Origin of the sequence: Nocardioides sp., assembly GCF_016462705.1 — a bacterium.
Classification (GTDB): domain Bacteria; phylum Actinomycetota; class Actinomycetes; order Propionibacteriales; family Nocardioidaceae; genus Nocardioides.
In genome coordinates, this window is the sequence record NZ_JAEMSS010000002.1 from 24,006 (window position 1) to 50,530 (window position 26,525).

The 26,525-nt window shown below is 72.3% G+C and carries 25 protein-coding genes; 4 read left to right on the forward strand and 21 right to left on the reverse strand.

What is annotated here, in order from left to right; genetic code table 11:
* Positions 1 to 116: 116 nt before the first annotated feature.
* Genes JHD21_RS00420 through JHD21_RS00435 form a run of 4 tightly spaced genes read right to left on the reverse strand, consistent with a single transcriptional unit; the run spans position 117 to position 6,131 of the window.
* Positions 117 to 2,084, reverse strand: coding sequence for a M13-type metalloendopeptidase (locus JHD21_RS00420; protein ID WP_292670755.1), 1,968 nt, complete (start codon positions 2,082 to 2,084; stop codon positions 117 to 119).
* Positions 2,085 to 2,098: 14 nt separating this feature from the next.
* Positions 2,099 to 2,851, reverse strand: a complete 753-nt coding sequence (locus JHD21_RS00425; protein ID WP_292670756.1) for a 2-phosphosulfolactate phosphatase — start codon at positions 2,849 to 2,851, stop codon at positions 2,099 to 2,101.
* Between the two features lie 7 nt (positions 2,852 to 2,858).
* Positions 2,859 to 3,827, reverse strand: a complete 969-nt coding sequence (locus JHD21_RS00430; RefSeq protein ID WP_292670757.1) for an NADPH:quinone oxidoreductase family protein — start codon at positions 3,825 to 3,827, stop codon at positions 2,859 to 2,861.
* Between the two features lie 9 nt (positions 3,828 to 3,836).
* Positions 3,837 to 6,131 (reverse strand): heavy metal translocating P-type ATPase, encoded by a 2,295-nt coding sequence (locus tag JHD21_RS00435; RefSeq protein ID WP_292670758.1) that lies wholly within the window; start codon positions 6,129 to 6,131, stop codon positions 3,837 to 3,839.
* Positions 6,132 to 6,213: 82 nt separating this feature from the next.
* Between JHD21_RS00435 and JHD21_RS00440 the strand changes: the two genes are divergently transcribed.
* Positions 6,214 to 7,227: an alcohol dehydrogenase catalytic domain-containing protein gene (locus JHD21_RS00440; protein WP_292670759.1), complete on the forward strand. Its 1,014-nt coding sequence runs from the start codon at positions 6,214 to 6,216 to the stop codon at positions 7,225 to 7,227.
* A gap of 6 nt (positions 7,228 to 7,233) precedes the next feature.
* Here the strand turns inward: JHD21_RS00440 and JHD21_RS00445 are convergent, their stop codons facing one another.
* Together JHD21_RS00445 and JHD21_RS00450 are read right to left on the reverse strand one after the other, a co-directional pair.
* The gene (locus tag JHD21_RS00445; RefSeq protein ID WP_292670762.1) at positions 7,234 to 8,433 is read right to left on the reverse strand and encodes a M15 family metallopeptidase; all 1,200 of its coding nucleotides are present in this window, start codon (positions 8,431 to 8,433) and stop codon (positions 7,234 to 7,236) included.
* 3 nt (positions 8,434 to 8,436) lie between these two features.
* Positions 8,437 to 9,840: an MFS transporter gene (locus JHD21_RS00450; protein ID WP_292670764.1), complete on the reverse strand. Its 1,404-nt coding sequence runs from the start codon at positions 9,838 to 9,840 to the stop codon at positions 8,437 to 8,439.
* Positions 9,841 to 9,894: 54 nt separating this feature from the next.
* On the opposite strand from JHD21_RS00450, the gene JHD21_RS00455 reads away from it, so the two are divergent.
* Positions 9,895 to 10,776: a GTP-binding protein LepA gene (locus JHD21_RS00455; protein ID WP_292670765.1), complete on the forward strand. Its 882-nt coding sequence runs from the start codon at positions 9,895 to 9,897 to the stop codon at positions 10,774 to 10,776.
* A gap of 153 nt (positions 10,777 to 10,929) precedes the next feature.
* Here the strand turns inward: JHD21_RS00455 and JHD21_RS00460 are convergent, their stop codons facing one another.
* From JHD21_RS00460 to JHD21_RS00505, 9 genes are all read right to left on the reverse strand, one after another.
* Entirely contained in the window at positions 10,930 to 11,499 is a 570-nt protein-coding gene (locus JHD21_RS00460) for a TetR family transcriptional regulator (RefSeq protein ID WP_292670767.1), read from the reverse strand.
* A gap of 15 nt (positions 11,500 to 11,514) precedes the next feature.
* Positions 11,515 to 11,706, reverse strand: a complete 192-nt coding sequence (locus JHD21_RS00465; RefSeq protein WP_292670768.1) for a ferredoxin — start codon at positions 11,704 to 11,706, stop codon at positions 11,515 to 11,517.
* A gap of 10 nt (positions 11,707 to 11,716) precedes the next feature.
* On the reverse strand, positions 11,717 to 13,171 hold the full coding sequence (locus JHD21_RS21865; protein WP_365695253.1) for a fatty acid desaturase: 1,455 nt from the start codon (positions 13,169 to 13,171) through the stop codon (positions 11,717 to 11,719).
* Positions 13,172 to 13,240: 69 nt separating this feature from the next.
* Entirely contained in the window at positions 13,241 to 14,842 is a 1,602-nt protein-coding gene (locus JHD21_RS00480) for a von Willebrand factor type A domain-containing protein (protein WP_292670770.1), read from the reverse strand.
* 61 nt (positions 14,843 to 14,903) lie between these two features.
* Positions 14,904 to 15,665 (reverse strand): ABC transporter permease, encoded by a 762-nt coding sequence (locus JHD21_RS00485; protein ID WP_292670772.1) that lies wholly within the window; start codon positions 15,663 to 15,665, stop codon positions 14,904 to 14,906.
* Positions 15,666 to 15,838: 173 nt separating this feature from the next.
* Complete coding sequence (locus JHD21_RS00490; RefSeq protein ID WP_292670808.1) at positions 15,839 to 16,861, reverse strand: ATP-binding cassette domain-containing protein; 1,023 nt, start codon at positions 16,859 to 16,861, stop codon at positions 15,839 to 15,841.
* Between the two features lie 95 nt (positions 16,862 to 16,956).
* Positions 16,957 to 17,730, reverse strand: a complete 774-nt coding sequence (locus tag JHD21_RS00495; protein ID WP_292670774.1) for a maleylpyruvate isomerase family mycothiol-dependent enzyme — start codon at positions 17,728 to 17,730, stop codon at positions 16,957 to 16,959.
* Positions 17,731 to 17,789: 59 nt separating this feature from the next.
* Complete coding sequence (locus JHD21_RS00500; RefSeq protein WP_292670776.1) at positions 17,790 to 18,356, reverse strand: dTDP-4-dehydrorhamnose 3,5-epimerase family protein; 567 nt, start codon at positions 18,354 to 18,356, stop codon at positions 17,790 to 17,792.
* Positions 18,357 to 18,363: 7 nt separating this feature from the next.
* Positions 18,364 to 19,494 carry a glycosyltransferase gene (locus JHD21_RS00505; RefSeq protein WP_292670778.1) on the reverse strand — a complete coding sequence of 377 codons (1,131 nt, stop codon included), beginning with the start codon at positions 19,492 to 19,494 and terminating at the stop codon, positions 18,364 to 18,366.
* Positions 19,495 to 19,516: 22 nt separating this feature from the next.
* On the opposite strand from JHD21_RS00505, the gene ppgK reads away from it, so the two are divergent.
* Positions 19,517 to 20,272: a polyphosphate--glucose phosphotransferase gene (ppgK, locus tag JHD21_RS00510; RefSeq protein ID WP_292670780.1), complete on the forward strand. Its 756-nt coding sequence runs from the start codon at positions 19,517 to 19,519 to the stop codon at positions 20,270 to 20,272.
* Here ppgK and JHD21_RS00515 read toward each other — a convergent pair.
* Complete coding sequence (locus JHD21_RS00515; RefSeq protein ID WP_292670782.1) at positions 20,239 to 20,730, reverse strand: MarR family transcriptional regulator; 492 nt, start codon at positions 20,728 to 20,730, stop codon at positions 20,239 to 20,241. The genes ppgK and JHD21_RS00515 overlap by 34 nt on opposite strands.
* 54 nt (positions 20,731 to 20,784) lie before the next feature.
* Here JHD21_RS00515 and JHD21_RS00520 point away from each other — a divergent pair, with 54 nt between their 5' ends.
* Complete coding sequence (locus JHD21_RS00520; protein ID WP_292670783.1) at positions 20,785 to 22,803, forward strand: MMPL family transporter; 2,019 nt, start codon at positions 20,785 to 20,787, stop codon at positions 22,801 to 22,803.
* On the opposite strand, the gene JHD21_RS00525 is transcribed toward JHD21_RS00520, so the two are convergent.
* Genes JHD21_RS00525 through JHD21_RS00545 form a run of 5 tightly spaced genes read right to left on the reverse strand, consistent with a single transcriptional unit; the run spans position 22,800 to position 26,520 of the window.
* Positions 22,800 to 24,176, reverse strand: a complete 1,377-nt coding sequence (locus JHD21_RS00525; protein ID WP_292670785.1) for an NAD-dependent malic enzyme — start codon at positions 24,174 to 24,176, stop codon at positions 22,800 to 22,802. The two genes, JHD21_RS00520 and JHD21_RS00525, sit on opposite strands and share 4 nt — an antisense overlap.
* A gap of 43 nt (positions 24,177 to 24,219) precedes the next feature.
* A complete protein-coding gene (locus JHD21_RS00530; RefSeq protein WP_292670787.1) occupies positions 24,220 to 24,705 on the reverse strand; it encodes an SRPBCC family protein in 486 nt (161 codons plus the stop codon).
* Between the two features lie 16 nt (positions 24,706 to 24,721).
* Positions 24,722 to 25,204 carry a glutathione peroxidase gene (locus JHD21_RS00535; RefSeq protein WP_292670788.1) on the reverse strand — a complete coding sequence of 161 codons (483 nt, stop codon included), beginning with the start codon at positions 25,202 to 25,204 and terminating at the stop codon, positions 24,722 to 24,724.
* A 36-nt stretch (positions 25,205 to 25,240) separates the two neighbouring features.
* Positions 25,241 to 25,891: a hypothetical protein gene (locus JHD21_RS00540; protein ID WP_292670790.1), complete on the reverse strand. Its 651-nt coding sequence runs from the start codon at positions 25,889 to 25,891 to the stop codon at positions 25,241 to 25,243.
* The gene (locus JHD21_RS00545; protein WP_292670792.1) at positions 25,888 to 26,520 is read right to left on the reverse strand and encodes a nitroreductase family protein; all 633 of its coding nucleotides are present in this window, start codon (positions 26,518 to 26,520) and stop codon (positions 25,888 to 25,890) included. Before JHD21_RS00545 ends, JHD21_RS00540 begins: the two co-directional genes overlap by 4 nt.
* Positions 26,521 to 26,525: the final 5 nt, after the last annotated feature.

Genomic DNA, 26,525 nt, shown 5'->3' on the forward strand with positions numbered 1-26,525 from the left:
GGGGTCCCCCTTCCACGCTCGAGCCTGGCCGCCGACGGCCCGACCGCGCCCGATGATCGCGGTCCGATCCGATCAGCCGACGGTGACGGTGACGCTGACCACGAGGGGGGAAGGGGCTACCAGATCCGGACCCGGTCGCCGGGGTCGAGCCAGAGCCCGTCGCCCTCGGCGGTGCCGAACACCTCGTGGAACTCGTCGAGGTTGCGCACGATGTTGGCGCGGAACTCCGGCGGGCTGTGCGGGTCGACGGTGAGCAGCTGCCGCTCCTGCTCCTCGCGGCGCTTGGTGCGCCAGCAGTAGGCCCAGTTCATGAAGACCTTCTGCCGGTCCTCGACGGTCGCGGTCCCGTCGGTGGCGATGACGTAGGCCGTGTGCCCGATCGTCAGCCCGCCGAGGTCACCGATGTTCTCGCCGACGGTGAGCTGTCCGTTGACGTGCTCGCCGGGGAGGTTGCGCGGCTCGAACGCGTCGTACTGCGTGACCAGCGCCTGGGACTTGACCTCGAACGCCGCCTTGTCGTCGGCGGTCCACCAGTCGTTGAGGTTGCCGTGGCCGTCGTACTGCGCACCCTGGTCGTCGAAGCCGTGGCCGATCTCGTGGCCGATGACCGCGCCGATGCCACCGTAGTTCTCGGCGGGGTGGGCGTCGGGGGAGAAGAACGGCTTCTGAAGGATCCCGGCCGGGAAGCAGATCTCGTTGGTGCCCGGGTTGTAGTAGGCGTTGACCGTCTGCGGCAGCATGAACCACTCGTCGCGGTCGACGGGCGAGCCGATCTTGTTGAGCTGGCGGTCGGTCTCGAACGCCGAGGCGGCGGCGACGTTGCCCATCAGGTCGTTGGGCCGGACCTGCAGCGCCGAGTAGTCGCGGAACTTCTCCGGGTACCCGATCTTGGGCCGGAACGTGTCGAGCTTCTCGTAGGCCTTCGCCTTGGTCTCGTCGGTCATCCAGTCGAGCCGCGAGATGGACTGCCGGTAGGCGGCCAGCAGGTTGGCGACCAGGTCGTCCATCAGCGCCTTGGACGTCGGCGGGAAGTGCCGGGCGACGTACTCCTTGCCCACGGCCTCGCCGAGCGCGCCCTCGACCAGCGCGACGCCGCGCTTCCAGCGGGCCCGCAGCTCGGGGGTGCCGTTGAGGGTGCGGCCGTAGAAGTCGAAGTTGGCCTCGACGAAGGGGGTCGAGAGGTAGGGCGCCGCGGAGCGCAGCACGTGGGTCAGCAGCCAGGCGCGCCAGTCGTCGATCGACACCTCGTGCAGCACCGTCGCCAGGTGGGAGTAGTAGGACGGCTGCCGGACGCACACCTCGAACAGCAGCTCGTCGGCCTCGAACGCCGAGGCGCTGAGGTTGCGCACGTAGGCGTCCCAGTCGAAGGCCGGGCAGAGCTCGCGCAGCCCGTCGACGGTGTAGAGGTTGTAGGTCTTCTGCACGTCGCGGGTCTCGGCGCGCTCCCAGTGGCCCTCGGCCAGCCGGGTGTCGATCCGCAGCACCGTCGCGGCCGCGTCCTCGGGGTCGGGGTGCTCGGCGAGCCGGAGCAGCGTCGCCAGGTAGGCGGCGTACTTCTCCCGGATCTCGGCGAACTTGTCGTCGCGGTAGTAGGACTCGTCGGGCAGCCCGAGACCGCCCTGGACGAAGTGGAAGATGTAGCGGTCGGAGTCCCGGTCGTCGTTGTTGACGTAGGACCCGAACAGCCCGTGCCCGCCGATCCGCTCGAACTCGCCGAGGAACGCCGCCAGGTCGCGCACGTCGCGCAGGCCCGCGACCGCCTCGACCAGCGGCCGCACCGGACGGATGCCGAGCTTCTCGATCCGCCCCTCGTCCATGAACGACGCGAACAGGTCGCCGATCTTCTGGGCGTCGGGGTTGAGGTCGCCGTCGGTGTCGTCGGTCGCCTTCGCGGCGAGGTCCTCGATGATCCGGTGCACCTGCTCCTCGGCGACGTCGGCCAGCTGCACGAACGGCCCCCAGCTCGACCGGTCGGAGGGGATCTCGGTCTCGGCCAGCCACCGGCCGTTGACGTGGCCGAAGAGGTCGTCCTGGGGACGGACGTCGAGGTCCATCCCCTCCCGGGCGTCGTCGAGGATGCTCACGCGCCGAGCCTATGTCAGCCGGGGGTGAAGGCGCCGTCGTGATCCAGCACCGGCACCACGTCCGAGACGTCGACGGCAGCGGCCACCTCGACGTCGGCGGCGAACCCGATCCCGGCGAGCTCGAGTCCCCCGGCGCACGCGGCCAGCGCGGCGGGCAGCCCGTCCCGGACCGCCCCGTAGGCGTCGGCCGCGACCCGCGCCTCGGGGCTGAAGTCCTTGACGCCGAGGCCGGCGAGGGCCGCGAGCACGGCCCCCGCGCCCCACAGGTCCTCGACGCACGGGCGCAGCGACCCGTCGGGCCAGCGCTCGCCGGCGGCGACCACGGCGATGCTCCCGGCATCGCGCAGGTGGCGCGCCACGGCCGACCGGTTGCGGAGACAGGCGCCCACCACGGTGGCACCACCGGACGCCAGGCCGAAGGAGATCGACGACCCGTTGGGCGAGGGCAGCACGAGCCGCTCGACGCCGGTCACCGACGCCAGGTCCGCGGGGCTCAGGCTGACCGCGGAACCGGACAGCTGCCGGGCCTCGAGCCGGCCGACCGCGAGAGTGGCGTCGCGCTCGGCGGCGTACGCCGCGGCACGCTCGTCCTTCCAGCGGAAGGGCAGGACCGTGATGCCGCGCTCGACGGCGACCGACAGCGTGGTGGTGAACGACAGCACGTCGACGACCACTGCGACGTCCGCCCCGGGCGCGATCGCCTCGGCGCCGGTCGGGCCCCAGTCGAAGCGGACCCGGTGCGGGGTCTGGCGATGAGCCGGGTTCACGGGAGCGTCAGCGCACGCGGACGACGGACTTGCCCAGGGTGAGCCGGTCGTCCATGTCCTGCAACGCGCGGCCGAAGTCCTCGAGCTCGTACGTCGCACCGATCGGCGGCTTCACGAAGCCGGCCTCGATCATCGGCACGAGCTCGGCCCACTGCTGCTGCATGTACTCGGTGCGGGCCATCGCGTAGGCACCCCAGCCGACGCCGCGGACGTCGATGTTGTTGAGCAGGAGCCGGTTGACCTTGACCTCGGGGATCCCCTGGCCGGCCGCGAAGCCGACGACGAGCAGGCGTCCCTGGGGGCCCAGGACCCGGAGCGAGTCCATGAAGACGTCGCCGCCCACGACGTCCACGACGACGTCCACGCCCCGGCCTCCGGTCAGGCCGCCGACGGAGTCCTTGAACCCCTCGAGCAGCACCACGTCGTCGGCGCCGGCGGCCCGCGCGACCTCGGCCTTGGTCTCGTTGCTCACCACGCCGATGGTGCGGGCGCCCATCGCCTTGGCGACCTGGATCGCCGCCGTGCCGACGCCTCCGGCGGCCCCGTGCACCAGGACCGTCTCGCCCTCGCGGAGGTCCCCGCGCTCGGCGAGCGCGAAGTGCGCGGTGAGGTAGTTCATCGGCAGCGCCGCGCCCTCGTCGTACGACATCGCGTCCGGCAGCGGGAACGTGAACGCCGCGGGGTTGGCGACCAGCTCCGCCGCACCTCCCCAGCCCCCGACGCCGGCCACCCGGTCGCCGACCGCGAGGTCGCTCGAGCCGGGGTCGGCCACGGTGCCCGCGAAGTCGACGCCCAGCGTGAACGGCGGCTCCGGCTTGAGCTGGTACTCGCCCTTGGAGAGCAGCAGGTCGGGGAACGAGATCCCCACGCTGTGCACCTCGACGAGGACGTCGCCGGGGCCCGGCGTCGGATCGGCGACCTCGGTCACGACGACGTCAGCGGGGCCGGTGGTGGTCAGGACCTGGGCAGCGCGCACCCGGAGAACCTACCCATCCGTCGGGGGCAGCAGGCTGAAGGCGGTCTCGTTCTCCTGGGCGTTGTGGAGGCGCAGCACCCCGTAGAGGCCGTACAGCAGCCGGCGGAGCTCGACGACGTCCTCGGGCTGGACGTCCGCGTCCGGGATGTCCGCCAGCAGCCGCCCCAGACGAGCCACCTGGTGCTCGATCTCGGCGTGCGTCCTGGTCAGGGAGTACGTCGCCGACGGGCCCAGTGCTCGGGCCACGAGCGGCACCAGGTGCTCCTGGTCGGCGCGCTCGTGGGTGAGCAGGTCCGAGCGCAGGCGCCCCAGCAGCCGGCGCGCCGGTGCGAGCTGGGGCTGGTCGGTGCTGAGCCGGTCGGCGACGGCACGGATCTCCTCCACCACGGGGAGGGCCGCCTCGTGCTGGGCGTGCAGCTCGCGACCGAGGGCCACGTCGGCCGGGGTCATCGTCACCGTGTGGGTCCGCCCCGGAAGCACCGCCCGCAGGGCCAGTCCGATCGCCAGGACGTCGATGCCCTCCTGCAGCACCGCGCCCGCAGCCGGTGGGAGCAGGCCGGCCGCGGCGGCGACCATCGCGACCAGGGACAGACCCATCCCCGTGCCGACGGCCTGCCGGGCGATCCGCCGGGATCGCTGGGCGATGAGGATGGCATCGGCGAGGGCGTCGACCCGGTCGACGGTGAGGACGACGTCGGCGGCCTCGGACGACGCCGTCGCTCCCCTCGCGGCGAGGGCGACGCCGACGTCGGCGGCGGCCAGCGCCGGGGCGTCGTTCACCCCGTCACCCACCATCATCGTGGTGCCGCCCTCGCGCTCGGCGGTGATCACCGCGAGCTTCTCGCCGGGGTCGCACTCGGCCCGGACGGCGTCGGTCCCGACGATCCGGCCCACGGTCTCGGCGGTGTCGGCGCGGTCCCCGGTGAGCAGGACGACGCGGCGGATCCCGGCATCGCGCAGGCCGTGGACCATCCGCGGAGCGTCCGGACGGATGACGTCCTCGAGGAGGAACGCGCCGGCCGCGGTGCCGTCGACGGCGACGAACACCACCATCGAGTCGTCCAGGCTGGCCCGGCGCCGTGCCCGCAGCACCCAGTCGGGCACCGGGTCGGGGACGATCCAGGACTGCTTGCCGAGCGCGACCCGGTGCTGCCCGACCAGGCCGCTGAGGCCGTACCCGTGCTCCTCGGCCACCTGCTCGGGCATCTCCAGGGTCAGCCCGCGGGCGCTCGCAGCGGACACGATCGCGGTCGCGAGGACGTGCGGCGACATCTGGTCCAGCGACGCGGCCAGCTGCAGCAGCCGGTCCGTGGGGAAGTCGTCCCCTCCCGGGATGACCTCGACGACCTGGGGCTGGCCCCGGGTCAGGGTGCCGGTCTTGTCGAAGACGATGACGCGGGCGTCGGCGAGCCGCTCGAGCGCGCCGCCACCCTTGATGACCACCCCGACCCGCGTGGCCCGTGACAGACCAGAGATGTAGGCGATGGGTGCCGCCAGGAGGAGGGGGCAGGGGGTCGCGACGACGAGCACGGCGACGGCCCGGACGCGGTCCGCGCTCACCGCCCAGGCGCCGCCGGCGAGCACCAGGGTCACGGGGACGAACAGGAGAGCCAGCCGGTCGGCCAGGCGGACGAAGGGAGCCGACGACGCCTGGGCCTGCTCCACCAGACGCACGAGACCGGCGTACGTGGAGTCCGCGGCGCTCGCGTTGGCCAGCAGGTCGAAGGGCGCGCCGGCGTTCACCGCTCCGCTGCGAGCCGTCTCGCCCACCAGGCGCTCCACCGGGAGCGGCTCGCCGGTCAGCGCCGACTCGTCCAGGGTCGCCGCGGTGAGCAGCCGGCCGTCCACCGGCACCACCTCGCCGGTGCGGACCACCAGGCGGTCCCCCGGGGTGACCGCACCGACGTCGACCTCCTCGACGCCCTCGGCCACCCGGCGCCGAGCGGTGCGCGGCGCGCGCTCGAGGAGCAGCCGCAGCTCGCGACGGGCCCGGGCCTCGGCCCGAGCCTCGAGCAGCTGCCCGCTGGCCAGCATCACGGTGATCACCGCGCCCGCGAAGTACTCCCCCACCACGAGCGCGCCGACCAGGGCGAGCAGGGCGATCACGTCGACGGTGGGACGCCGGCGGCGAACCGCCGTGGCCGTCTCGGCGACCGAGGCCACCAGACCCACCACGGTCCCCATGAGCCACAGGACCTCGGCGGCATCGGCTCCGCCGCCCAGCCGAAGGCCGCCTCCCACGGCGAGGAGCACCGAGGACACCACGAACAGCGGCAGCGCGACCCGGCTGCGGACCTCCTCCACCACCCCAGACCACCCGACCGGGCGACGGGTCACCAGAGGCCTTCGTCCCACCGCGACCCGCCCAGCCGTGATGATGAGGACCATGCAGGTCGTCGCGAGGCTCCACGCCGTGGGCGACCTCCGGGTCGAGGAGTCCGCCGGCCCGCCCGCGCCCCTGGCGGGTTGGTCCACCGTCGCCGTCACGTCGGTCGGGCTGTGCGGCTCGGACCTGCACTGGTTCGCCGACGGCGGCACCGGCGAGGTCTCGATCGACGCGCCGGTGGTGCCGGGGCACGAGCTCGCCGGCGTGGCGCTGGACGGGCCGTACGCCGGACGGCGGGTGGCGGTCGACCCGGCCATCCCGTGCGGACGGTGCGAGTCGTGCCGCGCGGGGCACGCGAACCTCTGCCCGGAGGTGCGGTTCGCCGGCCACCAGGACCTCGACGGGGGTCTCCAGGAGCGCCTGCTCTGGCCGGACGAGCTGCTGGTCCCCCTGCCGGACAGCCTCAGCGACGACGCCGGGGCCCTGCTCGAGCCACTGGGCGTCGCGATCCACGCCGTCAAGCACGCGCACGTCCGGCCGGGCCACGACGTGCTCGTGGTCGGGGCCGGTCCGCTCGGCGTGCTGGCGGGCGCGGTCGCCCGCCGCGCGGGCGCGGCACGGGTCCTCGTGTCCGAGCCACTCGAGCACCGCCGCCTGACCGCGCTGCGCTTCGGCGCGGACGCGGCCTGGGCGCCGGACTCGGTCCAGGACGAGGTCATGAGGGCGACGGCGGGGCGCGGTGTCGACGTCGTCGTCGAGATGGCCGGGACGGACGACGCGATCGCCACCGCCGTGATGTGCGCGCGGCCCGGCGCCCGGGTCGCGCTGGGCGGGATCCCGTCCACGCCGCAGTCCGCCTTCCCGGCCGCTGCGGCTCGCCGCAAGGGCCTGACCTTCGCGATGGTCAGGCGGATGCACGACACCTACGCGCAGGCGGTCGAGCTCGCGACGACGGGCATCGACCTCGACGGGCTGGTCAGCGACCGCTTCCCGCTCGGCCGGTCGCCCGAGGCGTTCGAGCACGCCGTCGGCCGCACCGGTGACAAGACGGTCATCGTCGTGTCGCGGTCCTGATCCCGGTCAGGGGTTCTGCGGGTCGACGAGCCGGGCCATCTCGAAGTGCATGGGGTCGGTGTAGCTCCAGTCGCCGCCCCACCCGAAGCCCCAGGACTTGAAGATCGCCACGACGCCGCGGTCCATCTCCCCCACGGTCCCGCGCTGGTTGCCCGGGACGTTGAAGTCGAGCGCGAGACCGAAGGAGTGGTTGGACAGCTTGGTCGACCCGGCGATGAACCGCGGGTAGTAGCACCCGGCGTACTCCTCTGGGTGGATCTCGTCGGCCAGGCCCGAGGCCACCACCTCGTTGAGCGCCGCGATGAGCTGCGGGAAGAGGTACTTGTTGCAGGTGACCTCGCCCAGGATCGGGACGGTCCGGGTCTCGATGTGGCTGGCGACCCAGGACGGCTCGGGGGCGATCCGGCCGCCGCCGATCACGGTGTAGCGGAACACCCCGACGACGTCGGCGACGGTGCCGGTGGTGACCGCGACCTGCTTGACGTCCGGGTCGAGGCCGTTGAGCGCGATGGCGTCGATCATGGACACCACGCCCGCATCGCCGACGAGATCCTCGATCGGCTCGCGGAGCGTCTGGGGAGCTTTGATCCCGGTGCGGATCAGCACGGCGTTGTCCGGCACCATGCCGAGGTCGTCGACCCAGGTCTCGTTGACGACGCCGTCCACCTCGACGACCGTGTCCGCGACGGCGCCGATGTGCACGGCCCGCGCGTCGTCGGTGCTGCCGAGCGTGACGAACTGGTTCTCGTCCTGCGGGATCTTCTTGGCGACCTTCTCCCGCAGCCCGAGCTCACCGCCGGCGATCCGGTCCCAGACCTCCTGCGTCTCGGCCACCTCGCGCAGGGTGTAGTTCCGGTACGTCGCGGGGTCGACGGCCGCGATGTTGTAGGACTCGTTCTCGATCAGGACCTTGGTCAGCGAGAAGGTCTCGACCCCCCGCACCCCGTCCAACGCGCGGATCGCGTCGATGGTGGACTGGCTGATCGAGCTCGAGCTCTGGATCAGGATGTCGGGGTTGGCCACCTCGCCGGTGCGCGGCCCGATGGGCGGCATCACGTGCTCGGGGTCGATCGACGGGGTCCCGCTGCTGTCGGCGGCCGGCGTCTCGGACGGCGACGGTGCTGCGTCGGGCGGCGCCGCGCCCTCGGCACCGCAGGCGGTCAGCGTCAGCACCAACGCCGTCACCACCAGTGCGCGTGCCCGCATCCGTCAGCCCTCCCCGGACTCCCCCGCGTCAAGGGTAGGCGAGGCGTCCAGCACGTGGTTGCGGATCGTCAGCCAGGAGAGCAGGCCCCCGGCGAAGAGAAGGACCGCGCAGGCCAGCATCGCGGTGCCGTACGCCGGGTCGAAGACCGACGGGTCGCCGTAGTCCCCGCCGCCCAGCCCGACGGCCACGGGCAGGGCGGCGACCGCGATCAGCGTGCCGGACCGGGCGACCGCGTTGTTGACCCCGCTGGCGATGCCGGCATGCTCGTCCGGAGCGGCCGCGAGGACCGTGGCGGTCAGCGGGGCGACCATGACCGAGAGCCCCAGCCCGAAGAGCGTGGCCCCGGGGAACACGTCGAGCCAGTAGCCGCTCTCGGCGTCGACCCGCATGAGCAGCAGCGTCGCCGCGCCCATCACCACCGGGCCGACGGTCATCGGGAGCCGCGGCCCGATCCGGGTCGCGAGGCGGCCGCCGGCCGAGGCGAGGAACAGCATGCAGATGGTCATGGGCAGGAAGGCGACGCCGGCCGCCAGCGCGCCGTACCCCACCACCGTCTGGAGCTGGAGGGTGACGAAGAAGCCCATGGCGCCCAGCGCGCCGTAGACCAGGAAGGTCATCGCGTTCGAGGCCGAGAAGGTCCGGTCCCTGAAGACGCCGAGCTCCAGCATCGGCTCCGCCACCCGTCCCTCCACCAGCACGAACCCGATCGCGGTGACCACGGCGACGACCGCCGCGACGACCGCCGACGGTCCGCCCCACTCGATCAGGGCGTACGTCGTCCCGCCGAGCGCGAGCGACGCGAGGACGGCCCCCCACCAGTCGAAGTGGCTCGACGCGTGCGGGTCGCGGGTCTCCGGGACGTACCGCACCGCGATGAGCACCGTGATCGCGGCGAGGGGCAGGTTGATGAGGAAGATCCACCGCCAGCTGGCGTAGTCGACCAGCCCGCCGCCGACGAACGGCCCGATGGCGGCGGAGATCCCCCCGAGGCCCGACCAGGCGCCGATCGCCGGTGCCCGGTCCTCGGAGGCGAACGCGCCCTGGATCATCGCCAGGCTGCCCGGGGTGAGCAGGGCCCCGCCGATCCCCTGCAGGACACGGGCGGCGATGAGCACCTCGGGGGTGGGCGCGAGCCCGCAGAGCGCGGAGGCCGCGGCGAACCAGACGACGCCGACCACGAACACCCGGCGCCGCCCGAACCTGTCCCCCAGCGAGCCGCCGAGCAGGATCAGGCTGGCCAGCGAGAGCAGGTAGCCGTTGGTCACCCACTGCAGCTGGGCGAAGCTCGCGTCGAGGTCGGTGCCGATGGTCTTGAGGGCGACGTTGACGACCGTGCCGTCGAGGAACGCCATCCCGGATCCGAGCACCGCCGCGGCGATGACCGCCCGGCCTGGCGGCGTACCCATCCGGACAGCCTGCGAATCCGAACGAGCCACTGACGAAAGGTAACCTTCACTGTCATGTCCACGTCGATCGCTGCCCGCTCAGCGGCCGAGCGACGGCTCGTCGAGCACGTCGACCGGCTGGCGGTCGAGCACCCCCCGATCGACCTGGCCTCGGTCGACTACAGCGTGCGCAACCCGGTCGAGTTCGAGGCGCGGTTCGGGCACGTCCTCGACTACATGGCGCGGGTCGAGCTCGAGGTCGACCGCAACGTCCTCGAGCTCACCACGATGCTCCCCGACCCACCCGAGATCGACCGGGTCTTCTACGCCGACGTGTGGCAGCCGCAGGAGATCCGGCACGGTCTGATCCTCGACTCGCTCCAGGTCCACCTCGGGCGTCAGCCGGCCGACGCCGACCTCGACTCCCTCGGCCTCAAGCTCAAGGTGCTCGGCGCCCTCGCCCACCTCGGCGCCTTCCAGGACGTCTGCCGGATGCTCTACTACCTGACCGGCATGGCCACCGAGCGGTCAGCCGTCCTGGCCTACAACTTCCTGCACGACGGCGTCATGGAGATGGGCGAGACCGGGATCGCCAAGACGGTGATCGGCCCGATCCGCCGCCAGGAGCCCGGGCACTACGCGTTCTACCAGCTGTCCGCGAGGGCCCTGTGGGGCGAGCTGGCCGCCTGGCAGAAGTGGATGGTCCGGCTCATGCGCCGGATGTCCTTCGCCCCCGTCGGCGCCAACAACGAGAAGCAGAAGGCCGACTTCGGCGACGTGATGACGACCCTCGGCATCACCGACCGGTTCGAGGACTTCGCCGAGCAGATCTCCCGGGTCGAGCGCGAGCTGCTCTGGGCCCGCACCCGCGGCCTCAAGGTCCCCGACTACGTCGCGCGCGCCTTCCGCGAGGCCGTCGAGCTGGCCCGGGCGCGGACGCCGGAGCGGGCGGCGTAGCGGGCGGCGTAGCGGGCGGAGTCACCGGATATCCGGTGACCCTGCCGCTTCTGCACCGAGATCTGGGTGCAGAAGTGCAGGACTCGGCTCAGGAGTCTGCCCCGGGCCGTCGGAGTCACCGGATATCCGGGGACTCCGCCGCCGCCGCCGCACCTACCGCAGCACCCGCTCGGCGATCCAGGCGATGTCCGCCGCAGTGGCCGCCGGGGTGTCCGAGGGCTGCATGACGTGGCTGAGCACCACCCGGACGACCATGTCGATGGCGGCGTCGAGGAGCTCCGGCGACAGCCGGAGGTCGTACGGCGCCACGCGGGCGGCCACGACGGTCTTGGCGGCCGTGAGCAGCGACTCGGCGTGGGTGGTCAGCAGCGGCAGCAGCTCGGTGTCCGCGCCGTGGGTGGCGGAGACGACCGCGTGCAGCAGCCGGTTGTCCTGCGCGTTCAGCAGCACCTGCTCGGAGGCCGCCCGGATCGCGGCGACGAGGTCGGCCGGGTGCTCGTCGAACGCCACGGTCACGATGGCCAGGAAGCGGTCCAGCTCGCGCAGGATCATCGCCTCGGCCAGCCGCGGCTTGGAGCCGATCTCGTTGTAGACCGTCTGCCGGCTGACGCCGACCTCGTCGGCGAGCCGGGCCATGGTGACCGCGGACCAGCCGACGTCCGACGTGAGCACGACGGCCGCGTCGATGACGCGCTCGCGCATCGTCGGCGGCCGGGTGCTCACGACGGTCACGGTATGTCAGCCCGTGAGCGTCAGCGCCATCACCGGGCAGGCCTCGACGGCCGCGTGCACGGTGGCGCGGTGCTCCTCCCCCGGCGACTCGTCGAGGACGTGCATGACCTCGTCGTCGTCCACCTCGAAGAACTGGTGCGCCATCGCCTCGCACATCCCGAGCCCCTCGCAGCGGTCCCGGTCGACGGTGATCTTCATCGGGAGATCCTCACGAGACCGACTCCCGGTCGACCGGGACGAAGTCGACCTTCTCGCGGACGCCGCAGTCCGGGCAGCACCACGTGTCGGGGATGTCGGCCCACGCCGTCCCGGCCGCGAACCCCTCGTGCTCGTCGCCGGTGTCGACCGAGTAGGTGTAGCCGCAGCCGGGGCAACGTGCGGCCAGCACCTCGACCGCGGCGGCCTGCGCCGCCGACAGCTCCTCGGTCGACACCAGCTCCTGACTGGCGGGTGGGGGGTACGCCGCCAGCAGCCGGTCCCGCTTGCGCGGGGCGAGGTTGGCCAGCCGCAGGTCGCCCCGGTAGTGGGCGAGCACCCGCGGGTCCATGACCCGCCGGTAGAGCGGCGGGACCAGGGCCAGGACGATCATCCCGGCGTACCCCGTCGGGAGGACCGGCGACTCCTCGAAGTCACGCAGTGCCTGGTAGCGCCGGGTCGGGTTCGCGTGGTGGTCGCTGTGCCGCTGCAGGTGGTAGAGCAGCACGTTGGTCGCGATGTTGTTGGAGTTCCACGAGTGGGTCGGGTCGACGCGCTCGTAGCGCTGCCGCTCCCCGACGCCGACCTTCTGGCGCAGCATCCCGTAGTGCTCCATGAAGTTGACGATCTCCAGCAACGAGAAGCCGACCACCGCCTGCAGCACGAGGAAGGGCAGCACGCCGACTCCGAGCCAGGCGACCAGCGCGCCCCACAGCACGACCGACATCAGCCAGGCGTTGAGCACGTCGTTGCCGATCCGGAACGGGTGCTGCTGCTTGCGGGCGTACCGCTTCCGCTCGACCCGCCAGGCGCTCCGGAGCGACCCGGCGACGGTGCGCGGCCAGAACTGGTAGAAGTTCTCGCCCATCCGGGCGCTGGCCGGGTCGTCGGGGGTGGCGACGCGGACGTGGTGGCCCCGGTTGTGCTCGATGTAGAAGTGGCCGTAGAAGACCTGCGCCAGCGCGATCTTGGAGAGCCAGCGCTCGTGGCTCTCCTTCTTGTGGCCGAGCTCGTGGGCGGTGTTGATGCCGATCCCGCCGATCACGCCGATCGAGATGGCCAGGCCGACCTTCTCCCAGAGCGCGAGCTCGCCGCCCCCGAAGAAGGGGTCGCCCTCCACGATGAGGTACATCGCGGCCGGGAAGGCGACGTACTGGATCGGCAGGAACAGGTAGGTGATCCAGCGGTAGTACCGGTCGTTCTCCAGCGCCTCGATCACGTCGTCGGGCGGGTTGGAGCGGTCGAGGCCGGCGACCAGGTCGATCAGCGGCACGACGACCAGGACGACCACCGGGCCGACCCAGAACCACAGCCCCGACCACTGCTGCGCGCCGGTGGCCAGCCACCCGCCGTAGCCGACGAAGAACAGGGACGGCACCACGAGGCCGATCAGCCACAGGTAGCGCTTGGGGTCGGTCCAGTTCTCCGTGGAGCTGGCCGAGACGGTGCTGTTCGCGATCGTGTCCATGGGGGTCCTCCAACTGGGTTGACAGAACCCTGCCAGATGTAAAGTTGGTTGACAACCCCCCGACTTTTGTCAACCGCGAGCGATCGCCCGGATCCGCTCGAGCAGCTCCTCGGCCCCGGGGACTCTCGCTTGCGCCAGCGCCTCGGCGCGGTCGGTCAGGTCGGCGAGCGCGACCCCCCGCTCCGCCACCGGGTCGCCACCCTTGAGGAGCTCCGCGGTGTCGGCCACGGTGGCCGCCAGGTCGAACGACGCGCTCGGTGAGCCGTGGCCCGACGCCGAGGTGACGTCCACCTGCGCCTGCTGCTCTTCGCCGTCCCCGGCCGAGAGCCAAGCCAGCTGCGCGGTGCCGATGGTCGAGCCGGACGGGACGCCGTCGGCCAGCCGCACCTCGTAGAGCGCGGTGGCGCGATGACCGGGGCCGAGCTCACCGGCGTCGACCGAGAGGTCGTCGAAGTCCTCGTCGGCCAGCGTCCGGTTGTCGTAGCCGACCAGCCGGTACGACTCGACCAGCTCCGGGTCGAAGGACACCTGCGCCCGGGCCTCGGCCGCGACGGGGACCATCGTCGTGACGAGCTCTGTGCCGAAGAGGCTCTCGGCCTCCTCGAAGGTGTCGACGTAGGAGTAGAAGCCGTCGCCGAGGTCGGCGAGCTGCTCCATCAGGTGGTCGTTGTAGTTGCCCATGCCGTAGCCGACCGTGACCAGGTGGATCCCGTCGGCGCCCTCGTCCTGGATCTTGTCGACGATCGACCCCGGGCCGGTCCGGCCGACGTTGGCCACCCCGTCCGAGCAGAGCACGACCACGTTGGCACCGTCCTCGATGAAGGACTCCCGCGCCTGCTCGTAGCCGAGCCGGAGGCCGGCCTCGAGGTTGGTGCTGCCACCGGGCCGCAGCTCGTCGATCGCGTCCAGGACGGCGTCGGTGTCCTCGACCGGGGTCGGCTCCAGGATCGGCCGGGCCTGGTCCTCGAACGACACCACCGACACCACGTCGTCGTCGCGCAGGCCGTTGGCGAGGAGGGCCAGCGAGGACTTCACGAGACCCAGGCGCTCACGGATGTCCATGCTGCCGGACCGGTCGACGACCAGAGCCACGTTGAGACGCGGCCGCTCGGCCTGCGACAGCTCGCGCGAGGTGACGGCGACGCGGACCAGCTGGGTGCCGTCGTCCAGGCTCGGCGCAGTGCCGGTCTCGGCCGTGACTGCCAGGTCGGCGTCGGTGGGCGCCTCGTCGCCGTAGCCGAACGCGTTGACCCACTCCTCGACGCGGATGGAGGCCGGCGGCGGGCGACGGCCCTGGTCGAGCAGGGTGCGGGCGACGGAGTACGAGCCCGTGTCGACGTCGAGCGCGAAGGTCGACCTGGCGTCCTCGTCGGCGTCGACGAAGCCGCTGGCGCCGTGGTCCACGAAGACGTTGTCGTCGAGAAGGCCGGGCTCGGCGCTCTCTCCCTCGCCTGCCGTCGGTGCTGAGGCGCTGTACTGGGTGGAGTCGCTGCCGGACTGGTCCTCGAACTCGGCCTGCTCGTAGTCCTCGACATACTCCCTGGCGTCGATACCGCGGTCGACGACCGGCCCGGGTTGCTCGTCCTTGTAGTCCGGCGAGCAGCCGCCGAGGACGAGTGCGCCCGTGAGCGCGAGGGTGGTCAGGCTGGTCGTCCGGAGGAGGCGGGTCACGGCGCTGGGACGCGGCTCCGCGGGACCGCGTTCCCCCAGTTGCCCAATCGTGACCTCGAGGTCAGGCGTTCTCCTTGCGGAAGACCGAGGTGCCCCACCACATGGCCAGCGCGAACAGGACGACCGCCCAGCCGGTGCCCCACACGACCGAGCCACCGCCGAAGTCGCCGGCGAAGACGTCCCGGACCGCGTCGACGATGTAGCGGAACGGCATGAAGTCGCTGATCCGCTTCAGCCAGTCGGCGCCGATCGTCATCGGCAGCAGGATCCCGCTGAGCAGCAGGACGGGCATCATCACGACGTTGATGACCGGGGCCATCACGTCCTCGCTCTTGGTGGTCAGCGCCAGGGCGTTGGACGCGGCCGCGCAGGCCCCGCCGACGAGCAGCGTGATCGCGATGCCCAGGACGACACCGCCGACCGAGCCGCGCAGGCCCATCACGTAGCCGAGGCCGACCAGGATCAGGGCCTGCACCAGCAGCTGCAGCAGGTCGCGGGCCAGCCGCCCGACGAGGAGGGCGGACCGGTTGGCCGGCGTCACCCGCTCCGCCTCGATGACGCCCTCGCGCCACTCGCCGATCAGGCTGAACCCGGCGAAGAACGCCCCGAACATCCCGAGCTGCACCAGCAGGCCGGGCACCAGGAACGTGTACGCGTTGTCCGTCCCGGTGCCGAACTGGTCGACCAGCGGCTCGAGCAGCGGCCCGAACAGCACCAGGTAGAGCACCGGCTGCATGACCCCGATGAGGACCCACGCCGGGTTGCGCAGGTTCATCCGGATCTGGCGGCGGAAGACGACGGACGTCTCGCGGAGGAAGGTCATGAGTGCCTCGCATCAGGTGTCAGTGAGCACTTGGCGTGCTCAGAGCGTGTGCATCGGAAGGCGCCGGAGCGACGACGCTGTTGGCTCATCATCGAGCGACGGCAACGCACCAGGTGCGTGCTATGTGTGCGCGAAGCGCACGCTGACACCTGATGTGAGGCACTTGACGCCTCTCAGGCCGTCGGGGTGGTGTCGTACGCCGGCTGGCCGGGCTCGGCCTCGGGCGGGGTGGCCGTCTCGTCGGCGTCCCGCAGCGACCGGCCGGTCAGGGTGAGGAAGACGTCGTCGAGGGAGGGCCGGATCACCTCGATCGAGTCCAGCGCCACACCGGCGGCGTCCAGGTCGCGGAGGAGTCCGGGCACGGCCTTGCCGGCCCGGGCCACCCGGCCGCGGACGTGGTGTCCCTCGACCTCGACCGAGTCCGAGATGCTGGCGAGCTTGTCGCGGGCGACCGCCACCTGCTCGTCCCCGGCGACCTCGAGGTCGACCAGGTCGCCGGAGACGTTGGCCTTGAGGTTGTCGGCGGTGTCGCTGGCCACGATGGTGCCCTTGTCGATGATCAGGATCCGGTCGGCCAGCGCGTCGGCCTCGTCGAGGTAGTGCGTGGTGAGGAAGACGGTCATCCCCTGCTGGGCGCGCAGGTCGCGGATGTGCTCCCACAGGTTGGCCCGGGCCTGCGGGTCCAGGCCGGTCGTGGGCTCGTCGAGGAACACCAGCGACGGCGAGTGGATCAGGCCCATCGCGATGTCGAGCCGGCGCTTCTGGCCGCCGGACATGTTCTTGGGCATCCGCCGCCACAGCCCGTCGAGCTGGAGCCGGTCGAACAGCTCGTGCCCCTTGGCCACCGCCTCCGTGCGGGACATCCCGTAGAGCATCCCGTGGTCGACGACCTCGTCACCGGCGTACGCCCCGGAGAAGGTGGAGCCGACCTGCGAGCAGTAGCCGATGCTCCGCCGGACCTGCACCGACTCGCGGACGACGTCGTACCCGGCGACGGTCGCGGTCCCGGCGGTCGGCCGGAGCAGCGTCACCAACATCCGCAGGGTGGTGGTCTTGCCGGCGCCGTTGGGGCCCAGGAAGCCCACCACCTCGCCCTCGGCGACGTCGAGGTCCACACCGGCGACGGCGTGCACGGCGGTCTGCTTCTTGCCCCTCCCGGTGTGGAACGTCTGGGTGAGGCCTCGGGCCTCGATCATCTTGCCGTTGCTCATCCGCACAGCTCCTCCGACCGGCTCCGGCCGGTCAACTCATCGGTCATCTCATCGGTCGCTGGATCGGGTCACGGGATCGGTCACGACCAGCGCACGGCCGTCAGGTGGCGCCAGTCCTCGTCGACGGGATCGGCCGGGTCGGTTCGGTTCCACAGCCGCAGGTAGAGCTCGACCGCGGACCCGGTCACCTCCCAGTCCGGATCGGCCGCGCCGTCGTACGGCGTCCGGTGCCTGGTCACCACGGCCGGCCGCGGACCGAGGGCGACCTCCCACCAGTCGGTCGCCCCCTCCGGTACGACGACCAGCAGGGCGTCCTCCTCGCAGCGCAGCCGCGACCGCGGCCGGGTCAGGAACCCGCCGAGCAGCTCGTCGATGCCGTCGAGCGCGAGGGCCGGGTCGACCCAGGTCTCGTCGGCGCGCGGGGGCCGCCCCAGCGAGGCCGAGAGCGCGTCGACGGCGTGGATCGTCGTCTCGTGGCACTGGCGCCGGGCCCAGAACCGCCGCGGGGCCGGCGCGTCGTGGAGGAACACCGGGGCGGCCCGGTCCTCCGGAGCCTCGGCGACCGCGCGGGTCACCTCGAGCGCGCCGTCGCGCAGCCACCCGACCAGGTCTGGGCCGGCCCGGCCTTGCGCCTCGAACGCCGCCACGGCCTCGTCGTCCGGCCGCTCGCCGCGCACCAGGGCGGCCGCCCAGCGGTGCACCATGCCCTGGTGGGCGACCAGGTCGAGCACGGTCCAGTCCGGGCAGGTCGGCACCGCAGCGGCCGGCCCGGCCCGGTCGACGTACCGGACGAAGGCGACCACGGCGTCGCGCAGGCCGGCGAGGTGCTCCTCGGGCGTCAGGTGGGTGGGCACCCGGCGAGCGTGTCACCCGCGGGGCCGGCGGAGCGACCGGTTATCGCTCGGCGCCTGGGTCAGAACTTGGGGAGGTAGGACCTGACGTCGACCGGCAGCTCGTCGGTGTCCCAGGGCAGCAGGATCCGGTCCGGCCGGTCGTGGTGGTACGGCTCGGTGGGGAAGTTGATGAGCTGGGCGTCCTCGTCGCGCAGGTTGATGATCATGTGCCAGACCCCGACCGGGATCACGACCTGTCGGTCGGCGTCCGGGGCGAGCATCACCCGCATCGTCACGCCGCGCGTCGGCGAGCCGTCGCGGTCGTCGTGCAGGAGCACCATCAGCTCCCCGCTGGTGAGGCAGTAGCGGTCGACCTTGACCTCGTGCCGGGCCCAGCCCTTGATCTGTCTCGGGCGGACCGAGGTCTGGTAGCACCAGACGATCGGCTCGCTCCACTGCAGCGGGTCGCCGTTGGCGATCTCGAACAAGGTGCCGCGGTGGTCGTGGTGGTGGACGGGCCGGTGCATCACCACCCCGGCGATGGTGGGACCCACGGGGATCCCGTCGGAGGTCACGGTCGCCACGTCCCGGAAGCCGAGGCCACCGTCCTGGGCAGGGAGGTCGCTGATGGCCACGGGGTCGGTCACCGGCCGATCATCGCAAACGGGCGAGCCGCTGTCCCAGCCGCGCCGCCAGTCCGGGACGCGGCTGGGGCTGCTGGCGCAGCCGGCGCCGGAGCCGTCGGGCCCGCCGACGGCTGCGCTCGAGCCGCTCGGTCGCCTCGTGGAGCCGCCCGACCGCCTCCTCGATGCCCTGCTCCAGGTCGGCGACCCGGGCCTCGAACGCCTGGACCACCGCCTCGTGGTGCTCCTCGAACGCCTTCCGGCTCGACGACTCGAGGCGCGCGAACGGCACGAGCATCCGGGTGGCCCCCTGACCGGCGGCGGCCTCGACGGCGTCGACCCGCAGGTCGCGCCATTCCGCGCAGGGGTGGTCGACCTCGGCCGAGGTCCGGCCGTGGAGCGCCGTGGCCGTGGCGCCCCACCTGGCGTCGAACCACCCGTCCCGCCACTCGTTGAGGAAGCCACGGAACGAGGACGGCGCGCTCTGGCTGCCGAGGTGCAGCAGCCTCGCCTGCGGGACCAGCGCCACGTCCCAGCCGTGCGCCCGCAGGTGGGTGCAGTAGTCCTTGTCCACGTGGTTGAGCGGCCACAGCCTCGGGTCCGGGCCGCTGACGTCGTCGAAGGCGGCGGCCCGGGTGAGGCACCCCTTGCTGGTCACCCAGTCGAGCGTCGTGACCTCGGTCGGTCGCTGCTCCGCGGTGGTGTCGGTGTCGTTCCAGGGCCGCACCCGGTCCGGTGGCTCCGCCCGGCCGCCGTTGTGGAGCAGCACCCGGTCCTCCTCGTCGACCCTGAGGGCGCCGAAGCAGCCGACCCGGGGGTGGGCGTCGGCCGCAGCGACCAGGGCGTCCAGCCACCCCGCCACGGGAACCATGTCGTCCTGGACCCAGACGAAGAGCTCACCGTCCCAGAGCCCTCGCAGCCGCTGCAGCCCGCCGGGCCAGCCGAGGTTGGAGCCCGGTCGCTCGACGTGCACGCCGGCCGGCAGCGGCACGTCCAGCGGGGCGTCGTCCGGCGTCACCGGGTTGACCAGGCAGCTCACGGCGAAGTCGTGCGCTGACTCGTGGGCGACGAGGGCCTCGAGACAGTCCCGCAGCCGGGCGTGGGCCCCGAGCGCGACGACACCCAGGTGGACACGGACCCGCCGGTCGAAGGCAACGAACACGTGCGGAAGTTACCGTGCGGACATGGACCTGCCCTTCGGCATCGACTTCGGTGGCTCAGGCATCAAGGGCGCGCCCGTGGACCTGGCCGCGGGCGAGTTCGCGATGGAGCGCCAACGGGTCGCGACCCCGCAGCCGGCGACTCCGGACGCCGTCGCGGCCGTGCTCGTCGACCTGCTCTCGCGATTCCCCCACTCCTCGGCCGCCGTGGGCATCACCGTGCCGGCCGTCGTCCGGCACGGGGTGGTGAGCTCGGCGGCCAACATCGACGACAGCTGGGTCGGCACCGACGCCGACGCACTGTTCACCGACGCCACCGGCCGCGACGTGCACATCGTCAACGACGCCGACGCCGCCGGGCTGGCGGAGGTCAGGTACGGCGCCGCGCGCGGCCGCCGGGGTCTGGTCATCGTGACCACGCTCGGCACGGGCATCGGCTCGGCCCTCGTGCACGACGGCGTCCTGGTGCCCAACTCCGAGCTCGGGCACCTGGAGATCGAGGGACACGACGCCGAGTCGCGGGCCGCCAACAGCGCCCGGGAGCGCGAGGGACTGTCGATGGAGGAGTGGGCCGGACGGCTGCGGACCTACTACCGGCACCTGGAGATGCTGTTCTCGCCGGAGCTCTTCGTCGTCGGGGGCGGCATCAGCAAGCAGGCCGACGAGTTCCTGCCGCTGCTCGGCCTCGACACAGAGATCGTCCCGGCACGCCTGCTCAACAAGGCGGGGATCGTCGGAGCCGCGCTCTACGCCTCGCTCTCCGAGGGCTCCTCCGGCTGACGCAGCGGCACCGGTCCGGCCACCGCCTCGAAGGCGGCCTCGGCGCCGCGCAGGTAGCGGGCCACGACCGCCCGCTCGTCGTCGTCGAACGTCTCGTCGAGCGACTGGAGGGCCGCGAACATCGGCAGCAGCAGCTGCACCACCTCGGCACGCCCGGACTCGGTCAGCCGCACCTCGGTACGCCGACGGTCATCGGCGCGGGGTACCCGGTCCGCATGGCCGTGCGAGACCAGCCGGTCGACGACCCCGGTGGCCGCCGCGGTCGTGAGCTCGAGCAGCCGGGCCAGCTCGCCCGGGCCGAGGGGGCCGCGGCTGAGGTGGTCGAGGGCCAGCAGCTCGGAATGGCTGAGGCCCGCCCGCCGGGCGACGACGGGGGAGACGCGCTGCGCGGCCGACATGGCGGACCGCAGGGCCACCAGGCTCTCGGTCTCGCTCCAGCTCGGCCGGAGATCGTCCATTTTGTTTCACCAACTTAATGACTAATCTGTCTAACTATTATGACAGGAACCGAGATGATCACGAGCCGACGCACCGCCTGGCTGGTGGCGTTGCTGCCGATGCTGCTGGCGATGGCCTTCATCGTGCTGGCCGGCGAGGCCGAGCGACAGGCTTCGGCCACCGACACCCTCCCCGCGGGGCTGGACAGCACCGAGGGCGCCGAGCTGCGGGACCGGCTCCCGGACGAGCAGGGCACCACCGCGGTGGTCCTGTGGACCGTCGACGACGGCACCATCGACGAGGCGGGCGTCGAGGCTCTCGGGCAGGTCGCCACCGACCTGGGCGCGGTCGAGCGCGGGGAGGAGGGCGCCGTCACGCTCTCCGAGGACGGCACCGCGGCGATCGCGGTGGTCCCGGTGGCCGCGACCGACTCCCAGGAGGTCGCCGACGCCGTGACCGAGCTCCGCGACGAGCTCGCCGCCGCCGCGCCCGACGGAGTCCGGACCCAGGTCACCGGCCCGGCGGGCGTGACCGCCGACCTGTGCGCCGTCTTCGACGGCGCCAACACCCGCCTGCTCGCCGCGACCGCGGGCATCGTGGCGATCCTGCTGATCCTCACCTACCGCAGCCCCGTGCTGTGGCTGGTCCCGTTGGTCGTCGTGGGCATCGCCGACCGGCTCGCCGCGGTCTCGGCGACCCAGGTGATGGCCCTGCTCGACGTCGCCTGGGACGACTCCACCATCGGCATCCTCTCGGTGCTGGTCTTCGGCGCCGGCACCGACTACGCGCTGCTCCTGATCTCCCGCTACCGCGACGAGCTGCGGACCCACGAGTCGCGCTACGACGCGATGGCGGTCGCGCTGCGTCGGACCGCCGAGGCCATCCTGGCCAGCGCCACCACCGTCGTCCTCGGCGTGCTGACCCTCACCCTCTCGCTGGTGCCCACGACGCGCGGCCTCGGGGTCGCGTGCGCCGTGGGCATCGTGATCGCCGCCGCGTTCGCGCTCGTTGTGCTCCCCGCTGCGCTCGTGCTGTTCGGCCGCTGGGTGTTCTGGCCCCGGGTGCCGCACACCGGTGAGCCGGAGCTCGCCGACAGCGGCTCCTTCTGGGGGCGGGTGGGTGCCCTGGTCGCCCTCCGACCCGCGCAGTTCGTCGCGGGGGCCGTCGTCGTGCTCGCGGTGATGTCGGTGGGCGTCCTCCGGCTGGACCTCGGTCTCGACCAGGACGACCAGTTCCTCGACGAACCGGAGGCCATCGCCGCCGCCACGCGGCTCGGCGAGTCGTTCCCCGCCGGTCTCACCGACCCGGCCCGGGTCGTCACCCGGGCCGACCCCGACCAGGTCCTCGCCGCCGTGGAGGGGACCTCCGGCGTAGACCGGGCGACGCTCGCCGACCAGGCCGACGGCATCGCGGTGATCGAGGCGGTGCTGGAGGGCGACCCCGGCTCGGCGGGGGCACGCTCGGCGATCGAGGACCTGCGCGCAGCGCTGGCGTCGTACGACGACACCCACGTGACCGGCACCGAGGCGGAGTCGGTCGACGAGGCAGCCGGGGCGGCGCGCGACCGGAAGCTGATCCTGCCGCTGATCCTCGCCCTGGTGCTCGGTGCGCTGCTGCTGCTCCTGCGCGCGGTGGTCGCGCCGATCCTGCTCGTGGCCACCGTGCTGGCGACGTACGCCGCCAGCCTGGGGGTGTCCTGGTGGGTGTTCACGGGCCCGCTGGGCTTCGAGTCGCTGGACTCGTCCGTCCCGCTGCTGTCGTTCCTGTTCCTCGTCGCGCTCGGTGTCGACTACAACATCTTCCTGGTCACCCGGGCAGCGCAGGAGTCCGCCGAGCACGGGTCCCGGCGCGGGATGCTGCGCGCGCTGACCGCGACCGGCGGGGTCATCACCAGCGCCGGCATCGTCCTCGCCGCGGTGTTCCTCGTGCTCGGGGTGCTGCCCCTCGTGGTGCTCGCCCAGCTCGGCACGGTCATCTGCATCGGGGTCCTGCTCGACACGCTGCTGGTCCGGACCGTGCTGGTCCCGGCACTGGCGCTGCTGCTCGGAGACCGGTTCTGGTGGCCGCGCCGGGTGTCGACGAACCAGGTCTAGGCGGGCCCGCGCACGGCCGCCGCCACGGCCTTGGGCACGTCGGGGTGGAAGACGGTCGGGATGATGAAGCTCGGGTTGAGCTCCTCGTCCCGCACCACGTGCGCGATCGCGTCCGCGGCCCGCAGCAGCATGTCGATGGTGACGTCGCGGGCGCGGGCGTCGAGCAGCCCGCGGAAGACCCCGGGGAACGCCAGCACGTTGTTGATCTGGTTGGGGTAGTCGGAGCGGCCGCTGGCGACGACGGCGGCGTACCTCTCCGCCTCCACCGGGTCGACCTCGGGGTCGGGGTTGGCGAGCGCGAACACCACCGCCCGGTCGGCCATGTCCCTGATCCACTCAGCGTCGAGCACGCCGGGCGCGCTGACGCCGATGAAGACGTCAGCCCCGCGCAGCGCGGTGTGCAGGTCCCCGCGCACCTGCCGCGGGTTGGTCACCTCGGCCAGCTGCCGGTGCGCGCTCGAGAGGGTCTCGTCGCCGGCGCAGATCGCACCAGCCCGGTCGCAGACGACCACGTCGGTGACGCCTGCCGCCAGCAGCAGCGTCACGATGGCGGTGCCGGCGGCACCACCGCCGGAGACGACGATGCGCACCTCGGCGATGTCCTTCTTCACCACGCGCAGCGCGTTGGTCAGCGCGGCGAGGACGACGATCGCCGTGCCGTGCTGGTCGTCGTGGAAGACCGGGATGTCCAGGCTCTCGCGCAGCCGCCGTTCGATCTCGAAGCAGCGTGGCGCCGCGATGTCCTCGAGGTTGATGCCTCCGAACCCCGGGGCGATCATCTCGACGGCCTTCACGATCTCGTCGGTGTCCTGGCTGGCCAGGCAGATCGGCCAGGCGTCGATGTCGGCGAACCGCTTGAAGAGCGCGGCCTTGCCCTCCATGACGGGCAGCGCGGCGCCCGGCCCGATGTTGCCGAGACCCAGCACCGCCGAGCCGTCGGTCACGACCGCCACGGAGTTGCCCTTGATGGTGAGGCGGCGGACGTCGTCGGGGTTCTTGGCCAGCGCCATGCTCACCCGGCCGACGCCCGGGGTGTAGGCCATGGAGAGGTCGTCGCGGTTCTTCAGCGGGACCTTCGAGCTGACCTCGATCTTGCCGCCGATGTGCAGCAGGAAGGTCCGGTCGCTGACCTTGTAGACCTCGACACCCGCGACGGCGTCGACGGCGGTCTCGAGCTGCGCGGCGTGCTCGGCGTCGCTGGCCGAGCAGGTGACGTCGACGACGAGGCGCTCGCGGGTCGACTCGGCGACGTCGATGGCGGTGACCACGCCGCCCGCGGTCGCGATCGCGGTGGCCACCTGCCCGACGACCCCATGGTCGGGCAGCGTGTGCAGGCGCATGGTGATGGAGTACGACGAGGGGGTGACGGACACGTCTTCACCTTCGCACGCGCGCTCCCCCGCATCTACCGCCGGACTACCGCTGCGTGGTTCCCAGGTGCACGAGGAGGTTGGCGGAGAAGCGGTCGCCCATGGTGTCGATGACCTTGCCCATCGTGGCCTTCACCGCCGACCGGGCGACGCCGGGCAGTGGGAGGTCCAGGGAGATGGTGAGGTCGGTGACCAGAGCGGTCCCGCCTCCCTCGTCCTCGGGCACGGGCGACAGGTCGTACCAGCCCTCGACCCACGACTTCTCCTTCGCACCCTGCGGGGGGTCGTGGTGGAACTCGATCCGGTCCGGCTCCTTGAAGACCATCCGCTCGGTGAACGCCGGCGCCACGCTCCTGCCGAGCACCTCGAGCCCGCCCATCTCCCAGCGCCAGTGCTCGCCGTCCGCGGTGATCCGCTTCACGAACGGCGTGAACCGGGCGATCAGGTCGGGGTCGACGAGCACGTCCCAGATGTCCTGCTGGGGCGCGAGGACGACGGCCTCGGCGTGGGTGCTGGCGTGGAAGACGGTCACGGGCGAGGCGGTACCCCTAGGAGGCCAGGGCCTTCTCGATGTCGCCTGTGATCTTCGACGGGGGGGTGGTGGGCGCGTAGCGGCCGATGACGGTGCCGTCCCTGCCCACCAGGAACTTGGTGAAGTTCCAGCGGATCTTGTCGCCCAGCAGTCCGCCCTTCTGTTTCCGCAGCCACTGGAAGACCGGGTGGGCCTGGGCCCCGTTGACGTCGACCTTGGAGAACATCGGGAACGTGACCCCGAAGTTCTTCTCGCAGAAGCCCGCGATCTCCGCGTCCTCGCTGAACTCCTGGTTGCCGAACTGGTCGCACGGGAAGCCGAGGACGTCGAACCCCTGAGGGGCGAAGGTGTCGTGGAGCTCCTGCAGCCCCTTGTACTGCGGGGTGAACCCACACTGGGAGGCGGTGTTGACGATCAGCACGACCTTGTCGTCGTAGGCGGACAGGTCGACGTCGTGGCCGTCGAGCGAGCGCGCGGTGAAGTCCCCCAGGGTGGTCACATGACGATCTTCGCAGTCAGGCCCTGACCGGATGGGTCAGGCGACCATGTAGCCGGTCGCGCGGACCGGCTGCTGGTAGCCCGCCGGGTTGGCGTAGCCGTCGAGCAGGACCCGCACCCGCCGGTCACCGAGGTCCAGCACGACCTCGTCGTCCCCCAGCTCGGCGACCTCGCCGCTGACGACGTAGCGCATCCCCGAGATCCGGTCGAGCCGGGACCCCGGCGGGCAGCGCTCCAGGTCCTCCGTGGCGCGCAGCACCAGCTCGACCCGCATGACGGCCCGGAAGCGCACCATCAGCACGACCATCGCGACCAGGAAGAGGTCGGCCAGCAGGGTGATGACCAGCCCGAGCCTGCTGGTGACCTGGCCCTCGACGGTGAACGCGCCGCCGTCGTCCGGCAGGACGCGGACGGCGAGCTGCCCGGTCTCGCGCGCCTCGGCGTACGTCGCGGCGTCGACCTCGGCGACCGCGTTCTCGAACGGCTCGCGACGCCCGTCTCCCGGCACCGTGAACTCGACGAGCAGGTCGTCGCCCACCTCCCGGGTGTCGGTGACCTCGGCGGCCACGTCAACGCCGGACCGGTCCACCTGCCACCGCAGGTAGGTGCTGTGCGCCATCGGGAAGTTGACGACGAACGCGACGAAGCCGATGAGCACGATGCTGAGCCAGCGGCGCGCCCCGCTCACGGCTCGAGCCCCTGCCACGGCGTTCCCCAGCGGTCGCCGTGCGCCCGTGCCGACAGCGGCACCCGGCGGCGGACCCGCTCGTCCCGCTCGGCGTCCCGGTCGGGGACGTCGGCCGGGTCGCCCCGGACGCCGACGGCGATGCCGGCCAGCAGCCGGACGTACGCCGGGACGCCGAGCTCGGCGGCGACGGCCTCCTGGTCGAAGCCGGCGAACTGGTGCGCCTCGAGCCCCATCGCCCGGGCCTGGAGCGTGACGTGCGCGGCCGCCTGGCCGGTGTCGTAGTCGGCGTACCGCGGCTTGTAGCCGCCCTCGCCCCGCTCGTCGGGTGCGTGCTGCGCGCCCACCACCAGCACGAGGGACGCCCGCGGCACCCAGCGCGCGTTGCCGCGGGAGAGGTGCCGGACCAGCACCTCGTGGCTCGGGCTGCCGCGTTCGGCGACCACGAGGTGCGCCGGCTGCGCGTTGCCGCAGCTGGGTGCCCAGCGGGCCGCGGTGAGCAGCCGCACGACCTGGTCGCGGTCGAGCACGTGCGAGTCGTCGAAGACACTGGGGCTCCACCGCGTGCGCAGCGGCTCGGCGAGCGTCTCCTGCGCGCCCTGCCCGGGCAGGTCGGGCCCCGCGTCGGTCACGGCCG

What these genes read in the sequence shown, in the direction of transcription:
- JHD21_RS00440 (WP_292670759.1), top strand. Translation starts at nt 6,214, where the DNA reads ATGCAGGTCGTCGCGAGGCTCCACGCCGTGGGCGACCTCCGGGTCGAG.
- JHD21_RS00445 (WP_292670762.1), bottom strand. Translation starts at nt 8,433, where the DNA reads ATGCGGGCACGCGCACTGGTGGTGACGGCGTTGGTGCTGACGCTGACC.
- JHD21_RS00450 (WP_292670764.1), bottom strand. Translation starts at nt 9,840, where the DNA reads ATGGGTACGCCGCCAGGCCGGGCGGTCATCGCCGCGGCGGTGCTCGGA.
- JHD21_RS00455 (WP_292670765.1), top strand. Translation starts at nt 9,895, where the DNA reads ATGTCCACGTCGATCGCTGCCCGCTCAGCGGCCGAGCGACGGCTCGTC.
- JHD21_RS00465 (WP_292670768.1), bottom strand. Translation starts at nt 11,706, where the DNA reads ATGAAGATCACCGTCGACCGGGACCGCTGCGAGGGGCTCGGGATGTGC.
- JHD21_RS21865 (WP_365695253.1), bottom strand. Translation starts at nt 13,171, where the DNA reads ATGGACACGATCGCGAACAGCACCGTCTCGGCCAGCTCCACGGAGAAC.
- JHD21_RS00485 (WP_292670772.1), bottom strand. Translation starts at nt 15,665, where the DNA reads ATGACCTTCCTCCGCGAGACGTCCGTCGTCTTCCGCCGCCAGATCCGG.
- JHD21_RS00490 (WP_292670808.1), bottom strand. Translation starts at nt 16,861, where the DNA reads ATGATCGAGGCCCGAGGCCTCACCCAGACGTTCCACACCGGGAGGGGC.
- ppgK (WP_292670780.1), top strand. Translation starts at nt 19,517, where the DNA reads ATGGACCTGCCCTTCGGCATCGACTTCGGTGGCTCAGGCATCAAGGGC.
- JHD21_RS00515 (WP_292670782.1), bottom strand. Translation starts at nt 20,730, where the DNA reads ATGGACGATCTCCGGCCGAGCTGGAGCGAGACCGAGAGCCTGGTGGCC.
- JHD21_RS00520 (WP_292670783.1), top strand. Translation starts at nt 20,785, where the DNA reads ATGATCACGAGCCGACGCACCGCCTGGCTGGTGGCGTTGCTGCCGATG.